The organism is Curtobacterium sp. MCLR17_042 (assembly GCF_003234695.1).
Classification (GTDB): Bacteria; Actinomycetota; Actinomycetes; order Actinomycetales; family Microbacteriaceae; genus Curtobacterium; species Curtobacterium flaccumfaciens.
Window position 1 is genome coordinate 186,921 of the sequence record NZ_QKTD01000002.1, and the last position, 21,545, is coordinate 208,465.

The following is a 21,545-nucleotide window of genomic DNA, read 5'->3' on the forward strand; positions in this document are numbered from 1 at the left end:
ACCCGCACGATGATAGCGGCCCGGACCGGGGTCTTGCTGTCCCCCGAACGTGGACCGGACACGACCCGGACGGACGCTCCTCAGAACAGCGTCTGCGCCGCAGCCGGCCGGAGCAGCCGCTGGTCGAACCCGGGGTCGGCGCGCTTCAGCGGTGACACCGTCGGCACCGACTGCTCCTGCGGCAGCGCCTGCGGCCCGCCCGTGCCCAGCCCCTGCGGCACGCCCGGCTGCAGCGTTCGCGGTTCCGAGAAGCCCATCGACCCCGTCGCCGGGTCCACGCGCCCCAGTCCGACCCCGTGCGCCGCCAGGATCGGGCGGATGCGCTCCGACAGCCACCGCCGGTAGTCCTTCGGCGCGTACGTGTTGTCGAGGTACATCGCGCGGTACCGCTGCACCAGATCGGGTCGCTCGCGGCCGAGCCACTCGAACCACCACGGCTTGACGCCCGGCCGCAGGTGCAGCGCCGAGTACATGATGCTCGTCGCGCCGGCCGCGGTCGCCCGACCGATGGCGTCGTCGAGGTGCGCCCGGGTGTCGGTGATGTACGGCAGCACCGGCATCAGGAACACCGCGCAGTCGAGCCCCGCGTCGCGGATGGCCCGCACGGTCGCCAGCCGGGCCGACGTCGTCGGGGTGCCGGACTCGACGGACTGCTGCAGCGAGTCGTCGTACACGGCGATCGACATCGCGAGGTCGACCGGCACCACCTTCGCCGCCTCGGCCAGCAGCGGCAGGTCGCGGCGCAGCAGCGTGCCCTTCGTCAGGATGCTGAACGGGGTGCGCGACTCCGCCAGCGCCTCGATCACGCCGGGCATCAGCCGGTACCGCCCCTCGGCCCGCTGGTACGGGTCGGTGTTCGTGCCGAGCGCCACCGGGTGACGGTCCCACGAGGGCTTGCCGAGCTCACGACGCAGCACGTCGGCGACGTTCGTCTTCACCACGATCTGCTGGTCGAAGTCGGCGCCGCCGTCGAACTCCAGGTACGTGTGGGTCGGTCGGGCGAAGCAGTACACGCAGGCGTGGCTGCACCCGCGGTACGGGTTGATCGTCCAGCCGTACGTGCCCGAGCCGTCCGCGCTCGGCACCCGGTTCAGGGCGCTCTTCGCCAGGACCTCGTGGAAGGTCACCCCGGCGAACTCGGGCGTCGTCACGCTCCGGACGAACCCGCTGTTCGATTCCATCCCGGGCAGCGCGTCGCTCTGCTCGGCGTCGATCGCCTGTCCACTCCACCGCATGTCGTCATTCGAACACACGTTCGAACAGACCGCAAACCGGCGCGGACCACGACAGGCCTCAGTGGTGCAGGCCGAGCACCTTCGCGGTGCGCTCGAGCGTGGCGTCGGCCAGAGCCGGGTCGTCCCCGAGGTCCTGCCCGTAGGTCGGCACCATCGCGCGGACGTCGTCCTGCCAGCCGTCCCACCGGTCCGGGAAGCACCGGCGCAGCATCGTGAGCATGATCGGCACGGCGGTCGAGGCACCCGGCGACGCCCCGAGCAGTCCGGCGATCGAGCCGTCGGCGGCGGTGATGACCTCGGTGCCGAACTGCAGCACACCGCCCTTGTCCTTGTCGGGCTTGATCACCTGGACACGCTGCCCCGCGGTGATGCGGTGCCAGTTCTCGGGCTCGGCGCTCGGCATGAAGTCGCGGAGCGCCTCGAACTTGGTGTGCTTCGACGCGAGGAGCTGGCCGACCAGGTAGCGGACCAGGTCGAAGTTCGAGAACGCGACGCTCAGCATCGGTCGGAGGTTGTGCGGTCGGATCGAGCGGAACAGGTCGAGGACCGAGCCCTGCTTCAGGAACTTCGGGCTGAACCCGGCGTACGGCCCGAACATCAGCGACGACCCACCGTCGACGATGCGGGTGTCGAGGTGCGGCACCGACATCGGCGGGGCACCGACACTGGCCTTGCCGTAGACCTTGGCGGAGTGCTTCTGCACCACCTCGGGGTCGTCGGTGCGCAGGAACTCGCCCGACACCGGGAAGCCGCCGTAGCCGCGGATCTCCGGGATGCCGGACTTCTGCAGCAGGTGCAGGGCTCCGCCACCGGCACCGACGAAGACGAACTTCGCGGCGATGCGCTGCGTCGACCGGCCGATCTCGTTGCGGACGTTGAGCACCCAGCCCTCGGACACCTTCGAGCGGGTCAGGTTGGTGACCTGGTGCGAGGGTTCGAACTCGACACCGTCGATCTCGAGCTGGTCGAAGAGCTGGCGGGTGAGCGACCCGAAGTCGACGTCCGAGCCGGCTGCCGAGTAGGTCGCCGCGATCGGCTGGTCCTTCTTGCGGCCGGGGATGAGCGCCGGCGCCCACTTCCGGATCTGCGCCGGGTCGTCCGAGAACTCGATGCCCGCGAAGAGCGGGTGGTCCCGCATGGCCTCGTACCGGGCACGCATGTACGCGACGTTGGCCTCGCCCCAGACGAACGAGATGTGCGGCGTGGGGTTGATGAAGTTCGACGGCTCCGGCAGCACACCGGTCTCGACCAGGTGCGCCCAGAACTGCCGCGAGACCTGGAACTGCTCGTTGACCGTGACGGCCTTCGCGATGTCGACGCGGCCGTCCGGCAGTTCCGGCGTGTAGTTCAGCTCGCACAGTGCCGAGTGTCCGGTGCCCGCGTTGTTCCACGGGTTTGAGGACTCCTGCGCCACCGTGCCGAGCCGCTCGTACACGCGGATCTTCCAGCTCGGCTCGAGCTTGTGGATGATGGCCCCGAGCGTGGCACTCATGATGCCTCCGCCGATCAGGACGACGTCGATGGGGTCCACCTGCTGCTCTGCCACCCGTCGATCCTACCGGCGGCATCCGACAGACGGACAGGAGGCCCGTGGCGGTGTCGCCACGGGCCTCCTGTCCGTCTGTCGGTTGCGTCCGGGGCGCGCTACGCGTCGACGGAGCGGCGCGCGACGATCGTCTCGGCGATCTGCACCGCGTTGAGCGCGGCACCCTTCCGCAGGTTGTCGTTGCTGACGAACAGGACGAGGCCGCGGCCCTCGGGCGCGGACTGGTCGGCGCGGATGCGGCCGACGAACGCCGGGTCCTGGCCGGCGGCCTGCAGCGGGGTCGGGACGTCGGAGAGTTCGACACCGGGTGCGCTCGACAGGATCTCGGTTGCACGCTCGGGCGACAGCGGACGCTCGAACTCGGCGTGCACCGAGATGGAGTGCCCGGTGAACACGGGGACGCGCACGCAGGTGCCGGCGACGAGCAGGTCGGGCAGCTCGAGGATCTTCCGACTCTCGTTCCGGAGCTTCTTCTCCTCGTCGGTCTCACCCAAGCCGTCCTCGACGATGCTGCCGGCGAGCGGCACGACGTCGAAGGCGATCGGACGGACGTACTTGACGGGCTCGGGGAACGTCACGGCGGATCCGTCGTGCGTCAGCGCAGCGGTGTCCTGCTCGAGCGCGGCCTTCGCCTGACCCAGGAGTTCCTCGACCCCGGCGAGCCCGGAACCCGAGACCGCCTGGTAGGTCGTCGCGACCAGGCGGCGGAGCCCGGACTCGGTGTCGAGCACCTTGAGCACCGGCATGATCGCCATGGTCGTGCAGTTCGGGTTCGCGATGATCCCCTTCGGCGCCTGGTCGATGGCGTGCGGGTTCACCTCGCTCACGACGAGCGGGACGTCGGGGTCCATGCGCCAGGCGCTCGAGTTGTCGACGACGAGTGCCCCGGCGGCGGCGAACTTCGGCGCGAGGGCCCGCGAGGCCGTGGCCCCGGCGGAGAACAGCGCGATGTCGATGCCGGACGGGTCGGCGAGCTCGGAGTCCTCGACCACGATCTGCTCGCCGCGGAACGGCAGCGTCGTGCCGGCGGAACGGGCGCTCGCGAAGAAGCGGACCCGGTCGGCCGGGAACGCGCGCTCTTCGAGCAGGCGACGCATCACGGCGCCGACCTGGCCGGTGGCGCCGACGACGGCGACGGTGAGGGTGCTCATGCGGTGCTCCTGGTGGTTCAGCGGATCGACGGGTCGGCGGGCGTCAGCGGCCGGTGCCGGCGTAGACGACGGCCTCGGCGTCGGCGTCGAGGCCGAACGCGCTGTGCACGACGCGCATCGCCTCGTTCAGGGTGTCGGCGCGGGTGACGACCGAGATGCGGATCTCGGACGTGGAGATCATCTCGATGTTGATCGACGCGTCGTGCAGGGCGCGGAACAGCTGCGCCGAGACGCCGGCGTTCGTGCGCATGCCGGCGCCGACCAGGGCGAGCTTGCCGATCTGGTCGTCGTACTGGATGCTCTCGTAGCCGATGTCGGCCTTCGCGACCTCGAGCGCCGTCAGCACGGTCTGGCCCTGGTCCTTCGGCAGGGTGAACGAGATGTCCGTCCGCCCGGTCGACGCTGCCGACACGTTCTGGACGATCATGTCGATGTTCGCCCCGGCGCGTGCCACGTTGGTGAAGATCTCGGCGGCCTTGCCCGGCTGGTCCGGGACCCCCACGACGGTGATCTTGCCCTCGGAGAGGTCTCCGGCGATCCCGGTGATGATCGGTTCTTCCACGGTTTCCCCCTCGGCAGGGTTGTAGACGATGGTGCCCTCGTTGTTGTTGAACGAGGACCGGACGTGCAGGGTGACGCCGTGCCGCCGGGCGTACTCGACGGCGCGGATGTACAGGACCTTGGCACCCGAGGCTGCGAGCTCGAGCATCTCCTCGCTGGTGACGCGGTCGACCTTGCGGGCCTTCGGCACGACGCGGGGGTCGGCGGTGAAGATGCCGTCGACGTCGGTGTAGATCTCGCAGACGTCGGCGTCGAGCGCTGCGGCGAGGGCGACGGCCGTGGTGTCCGAGCCGCCGCGGCCGAGCGTGGTGATCTCGCCCGTGGTGCGGTTGAAGCCCTGGAACCCGGCGACGATCGCGACGTGGCCGGAGTCGAGCGCCTCGCGCACGCGCTTCGGAGTGACGTCGACGATGCGGGCCTTGCCGTGCTGGGCGTCGGTGAGCATGCCGGCTTGGCTGCCGGTGTAGGAGGACGCTTCGACCCCCAGGCTCTTGATCGCCATCGCGAGCAGCGCCATCGAGATGCGCTCCCCCGCGGTCAGGAGCATGTCGAGCTCACGGCCGGCGGGGATCGGCGTGACGGAGTGCGCCAGGTCGACGAGTTCGTCGGTGGTGTCGCCCATCGCCGACACCGCCACGACCACGTCGTTGCCGGCCTTCTTCGTCTCGACGATCCGCTTCGCCACGCGCTTGATGCTCTCGGCGTCCGCGACGGATGAACCACCGAACTTCTGCACGATCAAGGCCACTGGCTGGTACTCCCGGAGACGGCGACACCGCGAGGTCACGCGGTCTGACAATGGTAGTCGGTGTTTCGGGGATGTTGCGTGCGAGCGGGCCCCGACGCAAGGATCCTGCGTGGCGGTCAGCCGCCGACGACGCGGCGCCCTTCGAAGGCACGACCGAGCGTGACCTCGTCGGCGTACTCCAGGTCGCCGCCGACCGGCAGCCCCGACGCGAGCCGGGTGGTGCGGATGCCCATCGGGACGAGCAGCCGACTGAGGTACGTCGCCGTCGCCTCGCCCTCGAGGTTGGGGTCGGTCGCGATGATGACCTCGGCCACGGTGCCGTCGGCCAGGCGCGTCATGAGCTGCTGGATGCGCAGGTCGTCCGGTCCGATGCCGTCGATCGGGCTGATCGCCCCGCCGAGCACGTGGTACAGCCCACGGAACTCCCGGGTGCGCTCGATCGCCGCGACGTCCTTCGCCTCTTCCACCACGCAGATCGTCGCCGGCGAGCGGCGCGGGTCGCGGCAGATGCTGCACTGGACGTTCTCGGTGACGTTGCCGCAGATCTCGCAGAAGCGGACCCGCTCCTTGACGTCGGCGAGCAGCTCGGACAGCCGGCTCGGGTCGAACGACTCGGTCTGCAGGATGTGGAAGGCGATGCGCTGCGCCGACTTCGGGCCGATGCCGGGCAGGCGACCGAACTCGTCGATGAGGTCCTGGACGATCCCGTCGTACATCAGGCACCGTCCTGGTGGAGAGCGGTCTCCTCGATGAACTGGGCGTTGAGGATCTCACGCACGACGGCCTCGCCGTACCGGCCGGCGACCGGGGCCCGGCGTGCGGGCGGTGCGGTGCGCGCGGGAGCGGCGGCGGGCTGGGCCGCACGCTGCGGTGCGGCCTGCTGCGCCGGGGCTGCCGGCGCCGCGGCTGCGGGTGCTGCTGGTGCTGCGCCGCGTCCGATCCCCGGGTCGGGGAACGGGGCGCCGTCGTCGTACGGTTCGTCGTCGAGCGGGTAGTCGTCGACCGGAACGCCCGGCACGACGGGACCGCCGGGAGGCACGGCTCCCGCTCCGGACGCCGCCTGCGGCCCCGGGGTGGTCGGCTGGTCGGGCTGCCCGGCCGTGGCAGCGCCCGGTCGCGCGGGTGCGGCCAACGGTGCCGACTCGGCCGGCTGGGGCGTGCTCGTCTCGGCGGGGGCGACCGGCGCGGACGCCGGCACGGTGCCGAAGGGTGCTGCCCAGCTGGGCTCGACGGACTCCGGGACGGCGTCGACGGTGGGGTCGCTGGCGGGGATGGTCGCGACCGCCCAATCCGTCACCGGTGCGCCGGACGGAGCGGGCGCCGGTTCGGCCGGTGCCTGGTCGCGCTGCGGGGCGGACGCGGCCGGCGCTGCCTTCGGCACCGGCGAGGACTTCGGCGCCGGTGGGGACTTCGGCGCGGGCGCTGCTGTCGGCGCAGGAGGTGCCGTCGACTCGGGTGCTGCCGACGCGGCCTTCGGCTCGGCGGCGGGTGCAGCCGTCGGCGTGGGCTCACCAGCGGAAGCCGGTGCCGAGGACTCCGGTGCTGCGGGCTCGGGCGCCGGGGTCGCGGCGGCGGCGGCGGGCGCCTGGGCAGCGGGCGCCGGACGCTGGGCCGGTGCAGCCTGCTGTGCCGGAGCCGACTCCTGCTGCTGCTGCTGCTGGGGACGCTGCTGCTGTCCGGGCCCGCGGGCGACGAACTTCACCCGGAGCCCGAGGACGTCCACGATGGCGGCACGGAGCAGTTCGCTGACGCTGGCCGACGGGTCGGACATCTCCTTGAACGAGGCGACGTCCTGCTGGCTCGGGAACGTCAGCGTCAGCACGTCGTCGCGGAGCGCGGTGACCTGCGCCGTGACGACCACCGACCACGCCGAACGCTTGGCGTGCTGCACGTGCTCGACGATCTGCGGCCAGGAGTCGCGCATCTGCTGGAAGCCGACGGCACCGACGGTCCGGACGGCGGGCTCGTCACCGATCGTCGTGCCCTGACCGGTGGACGACGGGCTGACCGGCTCGGCCGCGGGCTTCGAGGGCTCCGGCTTCGAGGGATCCGGCTTCGAGGGCTCGGCCGAGGTCTGTCCGGGCGCTCCCGGAGTGCTCGGAGCGACCGCTGCCCACGATGCTGCGGCGTCACGAGCCACGGCTCCGGAGTCGGCCTGCGGCGCGGCGGGCTGCTCGACGGGACGCTCGGGCGTCGTCCGAGCTGCTGCCGGAGCGGGCGTCGGGGCGAGGGAGGGAGCAGGCGCTGCGGGAGCCGCGGCTGCCGGCTGCTCACGACGCGGTGCAGCGGCGACGGCGGGAGCGGACTGCTCGCCGGCGCCGGCCTGGTGTCCACCGGCGTCGTGTCCACCGACGTCACCCACCCCGACACGACGTTCCAGCCGCTCCACCCGGGCGAGGGCTCCGCGCTGGGTGTCGTCGGCCTCGGGCACGAGCATCCGGGCCGTCATGAGTTCGAGGTGCAACCGCGGCGAGGTCGCGCCGGTCATCTCGGTGAGGGCACGGTTCGCGATGTCGGCGGAGCGGGAGAGCCCGGTCGCGCCGAAGACCCCGGCCTGGCGGCTCATGGTGTCGAGTTCTTCCGGGGAGACCCCGCGCAGGACGGCGGCGGCGCTCTCGTTCGTCGCCGCGACGACGATCAGGTCACGCAGACGCTCGAGCAGGTCCTCGACGAAGCGGCGGGGGTCCTGTCCGGTCTGCACGACGCGGTCGATCGCGGCGAACGCGGACGCCGGGTCGGCGACGGCCAGGGCGTCGACGACGTCGTCGAGCAGGGCGGCGTCGGTGTAGCCGAGCAGGGCCACGGCACGCTCGTAGGCGATCGCACCGTCTTCGCTGCCGGCCATCAGCTGGTCGAGCAGCGACAGGGTGTCGCGGACGGATCCACCGCCGGCACGCACCACCAGGGGCAGGACGCCGGGGGCCACCGACACGGACTCCTGCGTGCAGAGCTGCTCGATGTACTCGAGCATCACCGCGGGCGGGACGAGCCGGAACGGGTAGTGGTGGGTGCGCGACCGGATGGTGCCGATGACCTTCTCGGGCTCGGTCGTCGCGAAGATGAACTTGACGTGCTCCGGCGGTTCCTCGACCAGCTTGAGCAGTGCGTTGAAGCCCTGCGGCGTCACCATGTGCGCTTCGTCGAGGATGAAGATCTTGTAGCGGTCGCGAGCCGGCGCGAACACGGCACGGTCGCGCAGGTCACGTGCGTCGTCGACACCGTTGTGGCTCGCGGCGTCGATCTCGATGACGTCGAGCGAACCGCTGCCGTCGCGGGCGAGTTCCACGCAGCTCGGGCAGACGCCGCACGGGGTGTCGGTCGGGCCCTCGGCGCAGTTCAGGCAGCGCGCGAGGATGCGGGCCGAGGTCGTCTTGCCGCAGCCACGGGGCCCGCTGAACAGGTAGGCGTGGTTGACGCGGTTCGTGCGGAGCGCCGTGCGGAGCGGGTCGGTGACCTGCGACTGCCCGATCAGCTCGGCGAAGTTCTCGGGCCGGTAACGGCGATACAGGGCGGTGACCACGCGACAAGGGTAGCCGTCACGACCGACAACCCGCGTGCCCGTCCACAGGTCGTCCTGCCGGGCCGGACCACCCGTCGGCGGTGGGCCGAGCGCCCGGACGGCACCGCGCCTCCCGTCCGTCTGGTCGACGGGCGGGAGGCGCGGTGTGTGACGCTGGTGCGGATTCAGCCGCGGGTGCGGCGACGGAGCCTGCCGGCGAGGCGGGAGAGCCCCAGCAGCAGGAACCCGAGGGCCACCAGGCCCGCCGCGGTGCCGGCGATCGGGACGACGTCCGCGCCGGTCCAGGCGAGGGCGCCGGTGCCGTTGCCGGAGCCACCGATCCCGGCGCCGGAGCCGTTCCCGGAGCCACCGCCGATGCCGGAGCCGTTCCCGGAGCCACCGCCGGTGCCGGTCCCGTTGCCGGTCCCCGGCGTCCCGGGCAGACCGGGTGCACCCGGCGTTCCGGGCGTCCCCGGCGTCCCCGGCGTGCCCGGCGTTCCGGGCGTCCCGGGCGTGCCCGGCTCCTCCGGGTCCACCGCGTCGTCCATCACCATGACGCGGAGCATCTGCGCCTGCGAGGTGAACCCGCCGACCGACTGGGTGACGCGCAGCATGTGGCCGCCGACCGGCAGCCCCACCATGACCCACCACTCGCCGTCCTCGTCAGCCGTCGTGGCGACCGCATCACGGCCCATCGGCTGCACGGTGACGGTGGCGCCGGGCTCGGCGGTGCCCGTGACCATCAGGTCGTGGTCACCGTCCTCGTCCGCCATGTACTGCGAACCCGGTGTCGGAGAGGTGACCGCGAGCGGCTCCAGGGTGTCGACCACGATCGGCACCTGCGGCGCTGCCGAGGTCGTGCCGTTCACCGACTGCGTGGCGCTGATCGTCCACTCCCCCTCGGGGACACGCTCGAACACGACGCTCCACGCCCCCTCGTCGTCGGCGGTGGTGGTGCGGACCTGCCCGGTGGACAGGGTCACCGTCACCGCGGCGCCGGGGGTGGCCTGACCGGTCACCGTGAACGAGCCGGTGTCACCGAAGCCGTCCGCCTGGATGAGCTGCCCGGGGTCGGGGCTCGTGATGACGATGCCCGTCTCCTGCGCAGCCACGACCGTGACGTCGGCGGTCACCGGGTCGGAGGTCCGACCGCCGACCGTCTGCGTCACCGACACCGTGTGGTCCCCGAGGGGGACGCCACCGATCGTGACCGTCCACGAACCGTCGTCGCCGGCGGTCGTCGTGGCGGTCCGGCCGTCGACGTCGACCGTGACGGTCGCGCCGGGCTCGGCGGTGCCGCTCACCGGGACCGACGTCGTCGACCCCGTGGTCGGGAACGCCTGGCCGTCGGTCGGGCTCGAGATGACGACCGGCGTCGCGGCCGTCACGGTGAAGCCGACCTGCGGAGCGTCGGTGGTGGCACCGTCGACCGTCTGGCTGGCGGCGACCGTGTGGATTCCCTCGTCGACGTCCCGCACCGTCACGGACCACGTACCGTCGTCGTCCGCGGTCGTGGTGACCGCGATGCCGTCGTCGATGCGGACCGAGACGGCGGCGTTCGGTGCGGAGGTACCGGTCACGCGCACGTCGGTCGAACCGCCGAGCACCCGGTGGTCGGTGCCGTCGGCCGGGCTGGTCACGACGATCGCGTCCGCGGCGGCGACCACGACGGTCACGTCGCGCTCGATCGGGTCGGACGTCGTGCCGTTCACGACCTGGGTGACGACGAGCGTGTGCTCGCCCGCCGGCACGTCGGTCAGCGTGGTCTCCCACCGTCCGTCGGTGCCGACACGCACCACGACCGGGTCGGCGTCGTCGAGGACGACACTGACCGACGCGCCGGGCTGGCCCTTGCCGCCGACCGGGACGGTCGCGGTGGGGTCGGTGCTCGGCACGGTGAACGTGGTGTCGTCGGCCGGCGCGGTGACCGTCAGCGCGGCACCGGGTGCCACGGTGAAGGTGCTGCGCACCGCCGCGGACGTCGAGCCGTCGACCGTCTGGGTCGCACGGATCGTGTGCTCGCCGACGGTGGTGTCCGGCAGTTCGACGCTCCAGGTACCGGCGTCGGTCGCGGTCACGGTCCGGGCGTCGCCGCCGTCGATCGTGACACGGACCTCGGCACCGGGCTCGGCAGCCCCCGCGGCGGTGAGGGTCGCGACGGAGTCACGCTGGGCGACCCGGATCGTGGTGCCGTCCGCCGGGGTGGCGATCGTGATCGGGTCGGCGACGAGGACGCGGACGTCCACCGTCACCGGCGCGGACTCGGTGCCGTCGATGCGCTGCGTGACGCTCACGGTCGTGGTGCCGGCCGGCACACCGGGGACCGAGACGCTCCACGCACCGTCGTCGTCCGCGGTGGTCGACTCGGTGCGACCGTCGCCCAGGTCGACCACGATGGTCGCGCCCGGCTCGGCGGTGCCGGCGACGTCGACCGTCGTCGTGCCGTCCCCGTCGGCGACCGTGTACTCCTGGTCGGCCGTCGGCTCGGTGATGACGACGGGCGCGCCCGCCTCGATCTCGAAGGTCGTCTCGACCGGCGTGGTCGAGGTCGAGCCGTCCACGGTCTGCGTCACCTCGACGGTGTGCTCGCCGACACCGAGGTCCGGCACGTCGACGCTCCACGAGCCGTCGTCACCAGCGGTGACCTCGACGGGGTCGCGGTCGTCGACGGTGACCGTCACCGTGGCGCCGGGCTGGGCGTCACCGGCGACCGTCACGGTCGTCGTCGCGTCGCCGTCGGCCACCGTGATCGGGTCGTCGCCGGGCTCACGGATGGTGAGGTCCGCGGCGGCGACCACGGACACCGGTCGTTCGACCGCCGCGCTCGTGGTGCCGTTCAGGGCCTGCGTGACCGAGGCCGTGAACGAACCGGTCGGCACGTCCTCGACCGTGGTCGCCCAACGGCCGTCCTCGTCCACGGTCGCCGTGGCGGTCCCGCCGTCGCCGAGGTCGACCGTGACGGTCGCGCCCGGCTCACCGGTGCCCGCGAAGTCGACCCCGGTGGTGGCGTCGTCGTCCGCCACCGTGACGGTGGTGGCACCGCGCGGGGTGGACACGACGAGCGGGGCTCCGGCACGGACCGACACCGCCGCCGTCACCGGCGTCGAGGTCTGCCCGCCGACGACCTGCGTCGCGGTGACGCGGTGGTCACCGACCGGGACGTCCTGGAAGGTGGTGTCCCACCGGCCGTCCTCGTCCGCGGTCACCGTCTCGGTCTCGCCGGTCGAGATCCGGACCGTCACCTCGGCGTCGGGCTGCGCCCGACCGGTCACCTCGACGTCGGCGGTGCCGGACGTGTCGGCGACCGTCAGGACGTCGCCGTCCTCCGGGGTCACGATGGCGAGCGCGGTCCCGGCCCGCACCGTGACGGTCTGGTCCGGACTGGAGGCGGTGGTCCCGCCGACCGTCTGGCTGGCGGTGAGCGTCGGGGTGCCGACACCGACCCCGCCGAACGTGACCGTCCAGTCGCCGTCCGCGTCCGCGGTGGTGGTCGCCTCGTCGTCGCCGAGTCGCACCGTCACCGGCGCGCCCGGCTCCGCCGAACCCGTGACCACGACGTCGCGCGTCGCGTCGGCGTCCGGCACGAGGAGGACCACGTCGGTCTCCGGTGCGGTGATCGTGACGGTATCGGCGGCCTCGATCGTGACCGTGCGCTCGACCGGGTCGGAGGTGCGCGGGTCGGAGACGGTGCCGGGCAGGGTCTGGGTGACCGCGACCTGGTGCTCGTCGACCCCGAGGTCGGGGAACGTGACCGACCACGTGCCGTCGGCACCGACCGTCGTCTCCTGGTCCTCGGAGCCGGCGAGGGTCGCCGTGACCGCGGCGCCGGGCTGGCCGGTGCCGGTGACCGTGACGTCGCGCTCGACGTCCGGTCCGGCGACCGTGATCGGGTCCGTGGCCGGACCGGTGATCGTCAGCGCGTTGGCCGTGACGACCTCGAAGGTGATCGGGACGGCGCTCGTCACGACGTCCTCGACCTCCTGGCTCGCCGACGCCGTGTACACGCCGGTCGGTGCGAGACCCGTGGCGTCGACCGCCCAGCGTCCGTCGTCGTCAGCCGTGGTGGTGAACCGGGTGCCGGGGCCGACCGAGACGGTCACCGCGGCGCCGGGCTCGGCCGTGCCGGTGATCCGGACGGTCGCGGTGGCGTCGGCGTCGACCACGACGAAGCGTGCGCCGCTCGCCGGGGTGTCGATGACGATGGCGTTGCCGGGGACCACGGTGAAGTCACGCGTGACCACCGGGCCGTCGGTGCCGTTCACGGTCTGCACGGCCTCGACGGTGTGCTCACCGATGCCGAGCTGCGTGGTCGGGAGCTCCCAGTTGCCGGCCGTGTCCGTGACGACCTCGACGGGGTCGCCCTCGGCGATCGTGACGGCGACGGTCGCGCCGGGCTCCGCGGTGCCGCGGACGACCACGTTGGCCTGCCCACCGGTGCCGGCGGGCACCTGCTGGGCGTCACCCGGTGCCACGATGACGAGCTCGTCGCCGGCCTCGACCGCGAAGTCACGGTCGACCGGTGCCGAGGTCGCGCCGTCGACGGTCTGGGTGACCGTCGCGGTGTGGTCGCCGGTGCCGACGTCGGTGAGGACCACCGACCAGGCGCCCTGCGGGTTCGCGGTGGTGGACACCGCGTCGCCGTCGTCCAGGACGACCTCGATGTGGGCACCGGGCTGCGCGGTGCCCCGCACGGTGACGTCGACGACGGAGTCGTCGGTCGCGACCGTGACGGTGGCGTCCTGCGCCGGAGCGGTGACGGCGAGCGGGGCGCCCGCCTGCACCGTGACGACCTGGCGGACGGCCGGCGAGGTGGTCCCGCCGACGGTCTGCGTCGCCGAGATCGTGTACCGACCGACCGGGACGTCGGTGACGGTCAGCGTCCAGGTGCCGTCGTCGTCGGCCGTCGTGGTGGCGGTCAGTCCGTCGCCGAGCGAGACCCGCACCTCGGCGCCGGCCTCGGCCGTGCCGGCCAGGTCGAGGTCGGTGGTGGTGCCGGCGTCGAGGACCGTGACCACGTCGCCGTCCGCGGGCGCGGTGATCGCGAGCGGGTCGCCCGCCTCGACGGTGAAGGTGGTCTCCACCGGGCCGGACGTGGTGCCGTCGACGCTCTGACGCGCCGTGACGGTGCGCTCCCCGACCGGGACGTCGGCGAAGGTCGTCGTCCAGGCGCCGTCCTCGTCCGCGGTGACCGCGGCGGTGAAGGAACCACCGATGCCGACGGTGACCCGGGCGTTCGGAGCGGCCGAGCCGGACACCGTCACCGGGGTGGTCGAGCTGTCGTCGGCGACGGTGATGGTGCTGCCGTCGGCCGGCTCGTCGATGGTGAGCGCGGGGGCCGCCGTCACGGTGAAGTCCCGGGTGACCGCGGCGCTCGTGGTGCCGCCGACGGTCTGGGTGACCTCGGCCGAGTACTCCCCGGCCGGGACGTCCGTGACGCTCGTCGACCAGGTGCCGTCGGCGTTCGCGCGGGTGGTGGCGGTCAGGCCGTCACCGAGGTCGACGTCCACGCGGGCACCGGCCTGCGCGCTGCCGGAGAACGGGACGGACCGGGTGTCGCCGGCGAGCGGGAAGTCCTGGTCCGCCGTGGGGGTGTCGACGGTCAGGCCGGCTGCGGCCACGACCCGGAAGGACCGGGTCACGGGTGCCGAGGTCGTGTCGCCGACGGTCTGCGTGACGCTCGCCGTCTGCTCGCCGACCGGGACCTCGGGAACGATCACGCTCCAGGCGCCGGCGTCGTCCGCCGTGCCCGTCGCGGTCACGCCGCCGCCGAGGTCGACGTCGATGCGCGCGTTCGCCGTCGCGGTGCCCGTCAGGGTGACCGGGGCGGTCTCCCCCGTGGTGGTGAAGGTCTGACCGGCCGTCGGGGTGGTGATCGTCAGGGCGCGCTGGGCGACGACGGAGAACTCCTGCGTCGCGGTGCCGGCCGCGGTGCCGCCGACCGTCTGGGTCGCGGTCGCGGTGTACGCACCGGTGGGGACGTCGGCGATGGTCGTCGTCCAGGTCCCGTCGGCAGCGACGGTCGCGGTGCCGGTCAGGTCTCCGCCGAGGCTGACGGCCACGGCGGCGCCGGGCTCGCCGGCCCCGCTCACGACGACGCTGCGGGTCGAGTTCGCCGACGGCACGGTGAACTGCTGTCCGGCCGTGGGCGCCGTGATGGTCGGCGCCGCGAACGCCGTCGCGCGCACGGTCGAGGTGGCGAGGTCCACGGTGGCGACGTTCGCCCCGGGGAGCACGGAGAGCCGCAGGGCGTGCACGCTCCGCGATCCGGTGTCGTACCCGCGGGGGTCGCGGAAGCCGGTGGTGTCCTGCGCGTTCACGGTGAGGTCGACGACCTGACGGAGCAGCAGCACGACGGGGCTCAGCAGCGTGGAGACGGCCGAGGTCGTCGCCGTGAGCGTGGTGCCGAGGTTCGTCAGGGCCGTCCCCGTCACCAGGGGACGCACGATGGTCTGCAGCGCCGGGATGACGACGGTGTTGACCGCCGGGGCGAGCAGGGTGCCGAGCGCGTTCAGGCCGAGGGGCCCGCCCGTCGCGGTCACCGTCGCGGTGGCCGGGGACGTGCCGGCGAGGGCGCCGAGCGTGGTGTCCGCGCGGAGGGCCAGTGCGGTGAGCGGGATGCCCGCGAGGTTGACGTTCGCGGTGACGTTCACCCGGACCGCGGTCGAGTTGATCGTGTTGACGACCGCCGTCTGCAGTGCGGTCGGCAGCTGGGTGCCGAGGATCGTCGTGATGCTCCGGTTGATCGAGCTCACCGCCGCCTCGGTCAGCACCGACGTGTTCGCCGGCTGGCCGTTCAGCGTGGTCAGCTGGTCGAGGTCGACCGTGATCGCGCCCGTCGCCGGTGTGATCGTCACGGCGCCGTCGGTCAGGGGTTCCTGCAGGACCCGGGTCAGGGTGTCGTCGAGGTTCAGGTCCACGGCCGCGGTGACGTTCGTGCCGTTGACGTTCACCAGGCCGAGGCTCGTGCCACGGAGCAGCCGCTGGATGTCGGCGGTCAGGGCGGTCGTGGTACCGGAGAGGGCCCCGTCCGCGCCGACCGCGGAGTTCACCGTGCCCGAGAAGGTGCGCAGGTCGTTCCGGAGCGCGGTGCTGAGTCCGGCGACCGCCGGGCTCGTCAGGTCCAGCTCCGCACCGGCGATGCGGTAGTCGGTCGTCGTCTCGACCGCGGTGCCGCGCGTCGCCTGGATCCGGGAGGCCAGGGCACCGATCTCCAGCTGCGCGTTCGACAGCACCGTGGTGTCGGCGCCGACGCGCGAGAACAGCGGGTTGAGGTCGACCGTCGCGGCGCCGGTGCCCGACCCCGTGCCGACCCCGATGCCGCCGTCGTTCGTCAGGAGCCCCGACGACGCCGTCGCGCCCGTGGCCGAGGTCGTGGCGTACTGACCGTCGACGCCGAGGGTCAGGATGCCGTTCGGGCCGAGCAAGTTGATGTCGTTGCCGAGGTCCACCCCGACGGCGTTGAGCGCCGTCAGGTTGAGCGGCTGGTTCGTGGTGCCGCCGCCCGAGGCCGCGCCCCGCGCGGAGTACGCGCCGCCGAGCTGGGCAACCGCATCGGCGTCGACGATGCCCGAGCCGCTGAGCAGCAGCCCCTCGGCCTCGGCGACGTCGTTCTGGGCGGCCGCAGCGGGTTGGATCGCCACGGTGGCGGCGATGAGCGCCGTCACCGTGGCGACGACGCCGCCGCGCAGGAGGAACCGCCGACCGTCCGTCGCTCGCCCTCGAGCTCGGCCGTCGGCGCGGGTGATCCGTCGTGTCCGTTCGTCCGCTGCGGAGGGTACGGGGGTACCGGGCAGCGACGCGTGCCTGCGCATGCGTGTCTCTTTTCCTGGCGGGCGCGCCCGCCACCTGATCCTCGGAATCCACCGCTGGTGAGGCGGCGGAGGCTCCTCCGCTGGTGAGGCGGTGGAGGGTTGGAATCCTGGTTGGGGATTCCTGAGGCAGATCTTTACACATGATCAGGAAGCTGTCCGCAAGCATCGACGAAAAAGGACGCGAGACCTCCCGAACGGGGGGCGGACACCGGGGAGCCGACTCGACCCGGAACGAAGAAGACTCCTCACGCACCCGCCAGAGCCTGGTTACCCTTGCTGCGTTTCCGCCCTGGGGGAGTTGGCCTGGATGGCGTCACGTGAGGAGCCGCCGAGAAGTCTACCGGACGCAACGGGCAGACTCGAACACATGAAGATCGCCATCGCCGGAGGACACGGCCAGATCGCCCTGCTCCTCGCCCGCCAGATCACCGACGCCGGCCACGACGCCGTCGCGATCGTCCGCAACCCCGCGCACGTGGCCGACGTCGAGCAACAGGGCGCGCGTGCGATCGTCGCCGACCTGGAGCAGCTCGGCGACGACGACCTGGCGCTCCGCCTGCGCGGTGTCGATGCCGTGGTGTTCGCCGCCGGTGCCGGGCCGAACAGCGGCGCCGAACGGAAGCTCACCGTCGATCGCGACGGTGCGATCCTGCTCGCCGACGCCGCCGAGCGTGCCGGCATCGAGCGGTACGTGATGATCTCCGCGATGGCGGCCGACACCTACGACCCCGAGCTCGCCGTCGTGCCCGCACAGGACGACGCCGCGGTGTTCCAGGTCTACCTGCGGGCGAAGGCCGAGGCGGACGCGAACCTGCGGGCCCGACGCCTCCGCTGGACGATCGTGCGCCCCGGCGGCCTGCTCGACACGCCGCCGCAGGGCACGGTCCACGTCGGCCGGACGGTCCCGCGCGGCTCGATCCCCCGAGCGGACGTCGCGACCGTCGTCCTGCACGCCCTGCTCGACGACGCCGCAGTCGGCGTGCAGTTCGAGGTCACCAGCGGCGACACCCCGATCCCGGCGGCGCTGAACGCGCTCACCTGACCCGTCGGTGCCGCCCGCACCGTGCGCGCTTCGCCGCCCCGTGCGGGCTCCTCGCCGAAGGTGCCGGGCCGCGCACCGTGCGCACCTGCTCACCCCGTGCGGACCTCCGCGCCCCGTGCCGCGCTGCAAGCGCGCACCCAGCAGGCAACCCCGCACCAACCGACGAATGCTGCACCGTGCACCGGACGTGACCCACGGACGGACGGGAGGCACGGAGCCAGCCCGCCCCGCGCCTCCCGTCCGCACCGTGCGCACCTGCTCACCCCGTGCGGACTTCCACGCCCCGTGCCGCGCTACAAGCGCGCACCCAACAGGCAACCCCGCACCATGCGCCGGACGCGACCCACCGACGGACGGGAGGCACGGAGCCAGCCCGCCCCGCGCCTCCCGTCCGCACCGTGCGCACCTGCGCACCCCGTGCGGACTTCCGCGCCCCGTGCCGCGCTGCAAGCGCGCACCCACCAGGCAACCCCGCACCTGCCCACGAACACCGCACCGTGCCGCCGCAACGCCCCGACGCCGCGCCGCACCGCGGCGCCACGCGTCAGAGCGCGACCGCAGCCGACTGCCGGGCGATCTCGAGCTCCTCGTTCGTCGGGATCACGAGCACCGCGACCCGTGAGCCGTCGGTGGAGATGCGGCGGGCGTCCCGCGACGCCAGCTCGTTCCGGTCCGGATCGATCTCGATGCCCAGGTGCTCGAGCCCCGCGAGCACACGCCGCCGCAGCAGCGCGTTGTTCTCGCCGACCCCCGCGGTGAACACGACCGCGTCGAGCCCGCCGAGCTGCGCCGTGTAGGCACCCACGTAGCGACGGATGCGGTGGCGGTACACGGCGAGCGCCGCCTCCGCCTGCTCGTCGCCCTTGGTGGCGGCGTCCTGCACGTCCCGCATGTCGCCGTTGCCGGTCAGGCCGAGCAGGCCGGACCGCTTGTTGAGCATGGTGTCGAGCTCGTCGAAGGTCATCCCGGCCTCGCGGTGCAGGTGGATGAGCACCGCGGGGTCGAGGTCACCGGAGCGGGTGCCCATGACGAGTCCCTCGAGCGGGGTGAGGCCCATCGAGGTCTCGATGGACTTGCCGCCGTCGATCGCCGCGACCGAGGCGCCGTTGCCCAGGTGCAGCACGATCGTCTTGAGCTCGGCGAGCGGCCGGTCGAGGAACTCCGCGGCCTGCTCGGAGACGTACTTGTGGCTGGTGCCGTGCATGCCGTAGCGGCGGATCCCGTACTCGGCGGCCAGGTCGGCTGGGATCGCGTACGTGTACGCGTGCGGCGGCATCGTCTGGTGGAACGCGGTGTCGAACACGGCGACGTGCGGGACGTCCGAGAAGACCTGCTTCGCGGCCCGGATCCCCTCGAGGTTCGCGGGGTTGTGCAGCGGCGCGAGGCTGTTGAGGTCCTCGATCTGCTGCTCGACCTGGTCCGTGACGACCGTCGCGCGGTCGAAGGTGGTGCCGCCGTGCACGACGCGGTGGCCGACGACGGCGGGCGGGTGCTCGTCGAACGACGGCCCGACCTTCGCGAACGCGTCGATCATCGCCTGGAACCCGGCCGCGTGGTCGGGCACCGACGCGGCGTCGTTGGACGACGACTCCCCCGTCAGCGCGTTGGTGTGCTTCCAGGCCCCGGCGGACTCGCCGATGCGCTCGACGAGCCCGGAGGCGAGCGTGCGCTCGTCCTCGAGCTCGATGAGCTGGTACTTGAACGAACTCGAGCCGGAGTTGACGACGAGGGCTGCGGTCACGGGGTGGTCACTTTCTGTCGGGCCTGGAGGCGCGGTGCGGGTCGGGCGGTCAGGCCGCGTCGGTCGCGGTGCCGGCCTGGATCGCGGTGATCGCGACGGTGTTCACGATGTCGCCCACCAGGGCACCCCGCGACAGGTCGTTGATCGGCTTGCGCAGGCCCTGCAGGACCGGGCCGATCGCCACGGCGCCGGCCGAGCGCTGCACGGCCTTGTACGTGTTGTTGCCGGTGTTGAGGTCCGGGAAGATGAACACCGTCGCCCGCCCCGCGACCGGGGAGTCCGGCATCTTGGTCGACGCGACCGTGGGGTCGGCTGCGGCGTCGTACTGGATCGGGCCCTCGACGAGCAGGTCGGGTCGGCGTTCCCGCACGAACGCGGTGCCGGCGCGCACCTTGTCGACGTCGGCGCCGGAGCCGCTGTCGCCGGTGGAGTAGCTGAGCATCGCGACGCGGGGGTCGATGCCGAACTGGGTCGCGGTCTCGGCGGACGAGATCGCGATGTCGGCGAGCTGCTCGCTCGTCGGGTCCGGGATCACCGCGCAGTCACCGTAGACGAGCACGCGGTCGGCGAGCGCCATCAGGAACACGCTCGACACGATCGAGGTGTCCGGACGGGTCTTGATGATCTCGAACGACGGCCGGATGGTGTGGGCTGTGGTGTGCTTCGCGCCGGAGACCATGCCGTCGGCGAGCCCGAGCTGCACCATCATCGTGCCGAAGTACGAGACGTCGGTGACGGTGTCGCGGGCGAGCTCGATCGACATCCCCTTGTGGGCGCGGAGCCGGGTGTACTCCTCGGCGAAGCGCTCACGCAGCTCGGGGTCGAACGGCGAGACGAGCTGCGCGGCCTCGAGGTCGAGGCCGAGCTCGGTCGCCCGCGTGCGGATCGCGGCGGGGTCGCCGAGGATCGTGAGCTCGCAGACCTGACGCTGCAGCAGGGTGGAGGCGGCACGGAGGATGCGGTCGTCCTCGCCCTCTGGCAGGACGATGCGCTTGCCGTAGCTGCGCGCCCGGTCGAGCAGGCCGTGCTCGAACATGAGCGGGGTGACGACCCCGGACGGAGCGAGCTGCAGGCGGTCGCGCAGGGCCTCGGCGTCGACGTGCTGCTCGAACAGGGCGAGCGCGAGGTCGGCCTTCCGGGGCGAGTCGGCGGCCAGGCGGCCACGGGTCTGGGTGATCCGGAGGGCGGTGTCGTACGTGCCGAGGTCGTTCTGCGCGATCGGCAGCGAGCTCGACAGGCCCTCGAGCAGCCGCGACACCTGCGGGGCGATCTCGAACCCGCCGTTCAGGATGACGCCGGCCAGGCTCGGGAACGTCTCGGACTGGTTGGCGAGCAGCGTGGCGATGAGGACGTCGCTCCGGTCACCGGGGACGACGACGATGCCGCCCTCGATCAGCCGGGGCAGCACGTTCTCCATGCTCATGCCCGCGACGACGGTACCGAGGGCCTCGCGGTCGAGCAGGGCATCGTCACCGCGGACCAGGGTGGCGCCGGTGGCCTGCAGCAGGGCGCGGACCGTCGGGGCGACGAGCACGCGGTCCTCGGGGATCGCCCACACCGGCACGTCGGGGTGGTCGTCGTGCACGGCCTGCTCGACGCTCGTCACGATGGCGGCGAGGGCGTCCCGGTCGGCACGGTTCACCACGACGCCGAACAGCTGCGCGTGTGCCGCCCGCAGCTCGCTGGTCGTGACGTCCGCCACCTGCGCCATGCCCTCGGGGGTGCGGGCCGCACGTTCGGCGGCGTCGCGGCCACCCAGCACGAGGAGCACCGGAGCGCCGAGGTTCGCGGCGACCTTCGCGTTGAAGGACAGCTCGGTGGGGCTGCCCACGTCGGTGTAGTCGGATCCGAGCACCACGACGGCGTCGCACTGCCGCTCGACCTGGGCGAACCGGGTGACGATGGTGCCGAGGGCCGCCTCGGGGTCGGCGTGCACGTCGTCGTAGGTGACCCCGACCGCGTCGTCGTACGAGATGCCGACGGCCGTGTGCTGCAGCAGCAGCTCGAGTACGTAGTCGGGTTCGACGACCGATCTGGCGACGGGCCGGAACACGCCGACGCGGCCGACGGACCGGGCGAGGGTCTCGAGGACACCGAGGGCGACGGTGCTCTTGCCCGTGTGCCCTTCTGCTGACGTGATGTAGATGCGGGTCGACACGACGCCCAGGGTAGTCGCCGGACATGTCACGACATCTGGGAGCACCGGCGCCG

The 21,545-nt window shown here is 72.6% G+C and carries 10 protein-coding genes and 1 other RNA gene; 1 reads left to right on the top strand and 10 read right to left on the bottom strand.

Going from position 1 to position 21,545, the window contains the following annotated elements; genetic code table 11:
- Window positions 1–80: 80 nt before the first annotated feature.
- From DEJ02_RS03125 to ffs, 8 genes are all read right to left on the bottom strand, one after another.
- Entirely contained in the window at window positions 81–1,235 is a 1,155-nt protein-coding gene (locus tag DEJ02_RS03125) for an Rv2578c family radical SAM protein (protein ID WP_111031969.1), read from the bottom strand.
- Between the two features lie 58 nt (window positions 1,236–1,293).
- Entirely contained in the window at window positions 1,294–2,781 is a 1,488-nt protein-coding gene (locus DEJ02_RS03130) for a malate:quinone oxidoreductase (protein ID WP_111031970.1), read from the bottom strand.
- Between the two features lie 98 nt (window positions 2,782–2,879).
- Window positions 2,880–3,932 carry an aspartate-semialdehyde dehydrogenase gene (locus DEJ02_RS03135; RefSeq protein ID WP_071405015.1) on the bottom strand — a complete coding sequence of 351 codons (1,053 nt, stop codon included), beginning with the start codon at window positions 3,930–3,932 and terminating at the stop codon, window positions 2,880–2,882.
- A gap of 43 nt (window positions 3,933–3,975) precedes the next feature.
- A complete protein-coding gene (locus DEJ02_RS03140; protein ID WP_017888681.1) occupies window positions 3,976–5,241 on the bottom strand; it encodes an aspartate kinase in 1,266 nt (421 codons plus the stop codon).
- 116 nt (window positions 5,242–5,357) lie between these two features.
- The gene (recR, locus tag DEJ02_RS03145; RefSeq protein ID WP_017888680.1) at window positions 5,358–5,957 is read right to left on the bottom strand and encodes a recombination mediator RecR; all 600 of its coding nucleotides are present in this window, start codon (window positions 5,955–5,957) and stop codon (window positions 5,358–5,360) included.
- Entirely contained in the window at window positions 5,957–8,761 is a 2,805-nt protein-coding gene (locus tag DEJ02_RS03150; RefSeq protein WP_111031971.1) for a DNA polymerase III subunit gamma and tau, read from the bottom strand. The genes recR and DEJ02_RS03150 overlap by 1 nt, the downstream gene beginning before the upstream one ends.
- 164 nt (window positions 8,762–8,925) lie before the next feature.
- A complete protein-coding gene (locus DEJ02_RS03155; protein ID WP_111031972.1) occupies window positions 8,926–16,551 on the bottom strand; it encodes a choice-of-anchor G family protein in 7,626 nt (2,541 codons plus the stop codon).
- Between the two features lie 233 nt (window positions 16,552–16,784).
- Window positions 16,785–16,881, bottom strand: an RNA gene (ffs, locus tag DEJ02_RS03160) — signal recognition particle sRNA small type.
- 37 nt (window positions 16,882–16,918) lie between these two features.
- Here ffs and DEJ02_RS03165 point away from each other — a divergent pair.
- Window positions 16,919–17,593 (top strand): SDR family oxidoreductase, encoded by a 675-nt coding sequence (locus tag DEJ02_RS03165; protein WP_071405018.1) that lies wholly within the window; start codon window positions 16,919–16,921, stop codon window positions 17,591–17,593.
- Between the two features lie 544 nt (window positions 17,594–18,137).
- On the opposite strand, the gene DEJ02_RS03170 is transcribed toward DEJ02_RS03165, so the two are convergent.
- Window positions 18,138–19,334, bottom strand: coding sequence for an acetate/propionate family kinase (locus tag DEJ02_RS03170; RefSeq protein WP_027466390.1), 1,197 nt, complete (start codon window positions 19,332–19,334; stop codon window positions 18,138–18,140).
- 49 nt (window positions 19,335–19,383) lie between these two features.
- Window positions 19,384–21,492 (bottom strand): phosphate acetyltransferase, encoded by a 2,109-nt coding sequence (pta, locus tag DEJ02_RS03175; RefSeq protein ID WP_111031973.1) that lies wholly within the window; start codon window positions 21,490–21,492, stop codon window positions 19,384–19,386.
- Between the last annotated feature and the right edge of the window lie 53 nt (window positions 21,493–21,545).